A 4,410-nucleotide genomic window follows, 5' to 3' on the forward strand; every position below is an offset into this window, starting at 1 on the left:
AACAGACAGCGGGTGGGGGTGGTCGCGCGCCCGCGACTGAGTGAGCGGCTGGGCTCGCGGCCTCCCCGACGAGCTCAGCTACGGCGCGAGTTCGAGCACATCACCTTCGCGCGAGCACTGCTGGCACAGGGAGACGTCGTCGACGCCCAGGAGCTGCTGGAGCGGCTGCTGCACGAGGCCGAGACCGGCGCACAGTCCTACATCGGCCGGCTGACCGGGTTCGAACGACGCGAACCGGGATCCGTTGAGCGAGCGGGAGCTCGAGGTCCTCCGGTTGCTCGGCAGCGAGCTCGGCGGACCGGACATCGCCCGCGAGCTCACGGTCTCCCTCGACATCCTGCGGACGCACACGAAGAACATCTACCTGAGCTCGGCGTGAACAACCGGCGCGCGGCGGTACGACGAGCCGGCGAGCTCAGCCTACTCAGCCAGAGCCGCTGACCGGGTCAGGTAGTAGCCGTACGTCGCAACGGCGAGGCCGGCACCCCAGACGAGGTACGCCGGGACCGCGACCCAGAAGAACGCGTTCGGCAGGCCGATGTCGCCGTACACGGGGTCGCCCTTGACCGCGGCGGCGATCATCTGGAGCAGGCCGACACCGAAGTACGCGGAGATGCCGCCGCCCAGGCAGGCGCCGGGAAGCAGCAGCATCCAGCGCGGGAAGATCCGGCCGAGGCGGTACACCAGGAGCAACGGCAGCACGATCCCGGCGAGCAGGAAGCCGCCCTCGAACACGATCAACGAGATGCCCGCGCCGTACGGCGTCCTGTCGAACCCGACGACCGCCTGGGCACCGAGACGGACCAGACAGCCGGCGACCGCGGCCCAGGCACCGACGACGGCCCAGGTGGGAATCTCATGGAACCGTCGCCCCGGACCGAGGCGACGCTGGTGAACGGCGGCGGTGCCGGCGAGGAGGGCGGCGCCCGCGAGCGCGGCGAAGCGGCTGACCATCCCCGGTGGATCGAAGGGGATGCCGAGACCGGGCAGAACGCCGCCCACCACGTCGAGAAGCGCGAGACCGGCGGCCGCGGTCCAGCCCGCCGCGAGCAGCCAGAGCGTCCGGATCACGAGCCTCGAACTCGGCCGCCTACGGATCGCCAGGACAGCTGCAGCGCTCGCCACGCATCCCAGGACCGCCACCCAGTTGGGCACCAGCAGGTCGCCACCGGGAAACTCCCAGTCGGGGTGGTTTCCCAGCGCGAACCAGACGCGGACGGCCCCGTACAGCGCTGCCCAGGTGAGAGCGGCGGGTGGGACCGCTGTCCGCAGTCCACGGCTGGAGGTCCGGGTAATCGTCATGCGACCAGCCTCGCCGTCGGGTCCGCCGCGCGGATCACTCCTGCGGGGGAACTGCCTCCATCGCGCGGCTGACCTAGCGGGTGTCGTAGAAGTGCCGGAGCACGCGCAGGAATGCCTGGCGGTCGGCGGCCGGGAGCGGCGCAAGGACGCGGTCCTCGTGCCCGCGGATGTCCTTGCGGACCGCGCGCCGTACCCGGCGGCCCTTCGGCGTGATCGACAACAGGCGGACCCGGCGGTCGCTCGGGTCGGGGGTGCGCTCGATCAGGCCGGCGTCCTGGAGCTCGTCGAGGGTGCCGATGATCCGGGACTTGTCGGCGCCGATCGCCTCCGCGAGCGCGGCCTGGGTCCGCACCGGGGTGTCGTCGAGCCCGGTCAGCACGGCGTAGCCCCACATGGACACGTCGTGCTCCTCGAGCACAGGCAGCTCCGCCGCGATGAGTGCCCGCAGCAACGGATGCAGCATCGCGGCGAGGTCCGGACGCTCGTCGCTCACGACCGAAAAGATAACACTGGCGAAATCATACGCTTATGCATATGATCTACATATGCCTACTGTTGACTACGTGTCCCTCGACGCCCACGCGGTCCGGGCCGGCATCGACCTGGTCACCCGTGCCACCGCCGACGATCTGACCAAGCCGACCCCGTGTCGATCGTGGACCCTCTACGGCCTGCTCGCCCATATGGCGACCCAGCACTACGGCTTCGCCGCCGCCTCCCGCGGCGACGAGGACGAAGCCGGGTGGAAGGTCCGCGACCTGGGCGACGACCCGGTGAAGGCGTACGTCGAGTCCGCCGAGCACGTGCTGACCGCCTTCGCCGAGGACGGCGTCGCCGACCGCACCTTCCCGCTCGTGGAGTTCGGCACGTCGTTCCCCGGCGCCCAGGCGATCAGCTTCCACTTCATCGACTACGTCGTGCACTCGTGGGACGTCGCCAGGACTCTCGGTCTCCCGGTCGACTTCACTCCCGAGGTGCTCGACGCCGCCAAGGCCGTGGCCGAACTGGTCCCGGCCGGCGACTTCCGGCTGACCCCGGGCTCGCCGTTCGGACCCGCCGTACCGTGGTCGGGCACCGACCCCCTCGACCGGATCGTCGCCCACCTCGGCCGCAATCCCGAGTGGCCCAACTGAACCGCATCCTCACTACGATCGACGCATTGACGGTCGCGGGGGTGACATCAGAGGGAGAGACCGATGGCATTCGGTAAGAAGCCCGAGAAGCAGGGCTGGATGTCGGGGAAGAAGGCCAGGCAACTCGCCGATCGCGGCGGTCTGGGAGACGACGGCAAGGTCCGCGACCCGCAGCGCCGGGTGATCGCCGACTACTCCAGGCGCACGCCTCGACAGCCCAACGAGCACGGCGTCTGACAGCGCCGATCAGTCGCGCCGCCGGACGGTTTCCTCCACGTCCGGCGGCGACACTCCCGCCGTCGCGATGTGCATCGTGACGGCATCCGGGTGCAGGTACGGCGCGGCCGATGTCCGCAGCATCCGCTCCCCGACGTCCGCCTCACGCTGGATCCACTCGATCGGCGCCGACCTGCCGATCCGCCGGACCTCCGCGATCCCGTCGAGGAACTGCCGCGACTCCGCCGGTGTCCACGGACGACTCCGTTCCCGCTCGATCGCTTCCGCCGTACCTGCCGCTTCCTGGTGGATCACCTGTCCGTCCGGACGCAGTACGGTCACGCGACACTGCTCATTCTCCAGCAGCTCCGCGACGTCGAGGACCCGTCGGTACGCGGTGTCGTGGACCTCCGGATCGACGAGCCGCCCGAACCCGTAGACCTCGAGTGTGCGCAGATGACGATCCAGTACGCCGAGCCGGCTGGCAGCCGCTGGTACGGCGAGGATCGCGACCTCGACCCGGTAACCGGCCGAACTGAACGCGGCGACGTCTTCCGGAGTGAGCACCGGCGTCTCCATCACCACGTCCAGCTGATGCGAACGCGCGTACGTCAGCGCCTTCGCCATCCACTCGAGGCCGTCTGTAGTGGCGTCGTTGGCTGGTCCGTCGTCGATCGGCGTACGGAGAACGGGCCAGTGTGGTTGGTAGCGGTCCGCGGCAATCGTCACCGGATCACGTCCCTGGCGCATCAACGCGGCTCTGGCAAGCGCACTGACCGCCGGCTTCCCGTCCCCCGGCTGGCCGACGACGATCACCGCCACCGGCTGCTCCTGCGGCGTGGCGGACAACTCGTCCGGGACGATCCGTTCGCGGAAGATCCGCTCGTTCTCGTCCGCGCTCAGGTCCTCGGTGACGGCCTTGCCGGCGTCAGGCTCGGCGAGCAGCACCTCGCCTTCCGAGTAGATGGTGTCGATCTCCTTGGTGTCGGCCGGGCTCAGCACACGCCGCCGATCGGCCCAGGCCCGCTGCTCCGCCCGCCACCGCCCGATCCCCTCGCGGTCCGGGTTCTCCGTCGCTTCCTCGTTCGCGATCAGCTCCGCGTAGAACGCGATCGCGTGCCCGGTCCCCTCGATCGCGACTTCGTAGGCGACCCTCTGCATCCACGCCGTACCTGCGGGCACGAGCCCACTCACGACAGCACTCACCATGAGCAGAAGCTACCGAAGCGCAGGTCCGCTCAATCCTCACAACCGAAGCCGTCGTTGTCGCGATCCAGGTCGTAGATGTCGTTGCCGACCACCCTGACCGGACCACTCACGTACTCCGGCCCGTTCCCGCTGCCGCCCGCACAGTCGACGTCGCTCGCGATCGGCACACAACCGCCGCTGTAGTTCGGATCGCAGCCGGACTCCTCGTCGGTCCTCGTACCGACCGTGGTCACCTGCGTCCGCGGCTGCTTGGTGACCTCCTGCTTCACCAGCTCCTTGGCCGTCTGTACGCCGTCGACGTACGTCACCTCGTAGGTGAGCCGCCGGGTCCCGTCGGCCCCCTTCGTGGTGACGATCTTCTCCCCCTTCGCGAGCTGATCGTCGGTCACGGTCTTCTTCTTGAACGCGATGGTCCTGAACTCGACCACGGTCTTCGTGGTCTTCCTCGGCGCGACCGCCGTCGGCTTGGCCTTCGTCGGGATCGGCTTGGTCGACGCGGTCACCGGCGTCCGTACCGGCACCTTCGTCTCGGTCGCGGTCGGCGCCGGCG

7 protein-coding genes are annotated in these 4,410 nt (G+C 69.4%); 3 read left to right on the forward strand and 4 right to left on the reverse strand.

Annotation, left to right across the window (positions count from 1 at the left end):
* Positions 1 to 244: 244 nt before the first annotated feature.
* Complete coding sequence (locus E1218_RS34940; protein ID WP_233712678.1) at positions 245 to 379, forward strand: helix-turn-helix domain-containing protein; 135 nt, start codon at positions 245 to 247, stop codon at positions 377 to 379.
* A 41-nt stretch (positions 380 to 420) separates the two neighbouring features.
* Here the strand turns inward: E1218_RS34940 and E1218_RS34945 are convergent, their stop codons facing one another.
* The gene (locus E1218_RS34945) at positions 421 to 1,302 is read right to left on the reverse strand and encodes a hypothetical protein (RefSeq protein WP_132327315.1); all 882 of its coding nucleotides are present in this window, start codon (positions 1,300 to 1,302) and stop codon (positions 421 to 423) included.
* Positions 1,303 to 1,375: 73 nt separating this feature from the next.
* Positions 1,376 to 1,795: a MarR family winged helix-turn-helix transcriptional regulator gene (locus tag E1218_RS34950; RefSeq protein WP_233712679.1), complete on the reverse strand. Its 420-nt coding sequence runs from the start codon at positions 1,793 to 1,795 to the stop codon at positions 1,376 to 1,378.
* A gap of 52 nt (positions 1,796 to 1,847) precedes the next feature.
* Between E1218_RS34950 and E1218_RS34955 the strand changes: the two genes are divergently transcribed.
* Together E1218_RS34955 and E1218_RS36450 are read left to right on the forward strand one after the other, a co-directional pair.
* A complete protein-coding gene (locus E1218_RS34955) occupies positions 1,848 to 2,435 on the forward strand; it encodes a TIGR03086 family metal-binding protein (protein WP_132327316.1) in 588 nt (195 codons plus the stop codon).
* 63 nt (positions 2,436 to 2,498) lie between these two features.
* The gene (locus tag E1218_RS36450) at positions 2,499 to 2,672 is read left to right on the forward strand and encodes a hypothetical protein (protein ID WP_165949560.1); all 174 of its coding nucleotides are present in this window, start codon (positions 2,499 to 2,501) and stop codon (positions 2,670 to 2,672) included.
* A 9-nt stretch (positions 2,673 to 2,681) separates the two neighbouring features.
* Here the strand turns inward: E1218_RS36450 and E1218_RS34960 are convergent, their stop codons facing one another.
* Together E1218_RS34960 and E1218_RS34965 are read right to left on the reverse strand one after the other, a co-directional pair.
* On the reverse strand, positions 2,682 to 3,860 hold the full coding sequence (locus E1218_RS34960) for a zeta toxin family protein (RefSeq protein ID WP_132327317.1): 1,179 nt from the start codon (positions 3,858 to 3,860) through the stop codon (positions 2,682 to 2,684).
* A gap of 29 nt (positions 3,861 to 3,889) precedes the next feature.
* Positions 3,890 to 4,410, reverse strand: a 521-nt coding sequence (locus E1218_RS34965) for a G5 domain-containing protein (protein WP_202866363.1), incomplete at its 5' end; no start/stop codon positions are given.

Origin of the sequence: Kribbella turkmenica (genome assembly GCF_004348725.1) — a bacterium.
GTDB classification, from domain to species: Bacteria; Actinomycetota; Actinomycetes; order Propionibacteriales; family Kribbellaceae; genus Kribbella; species Kribbella turkmenica.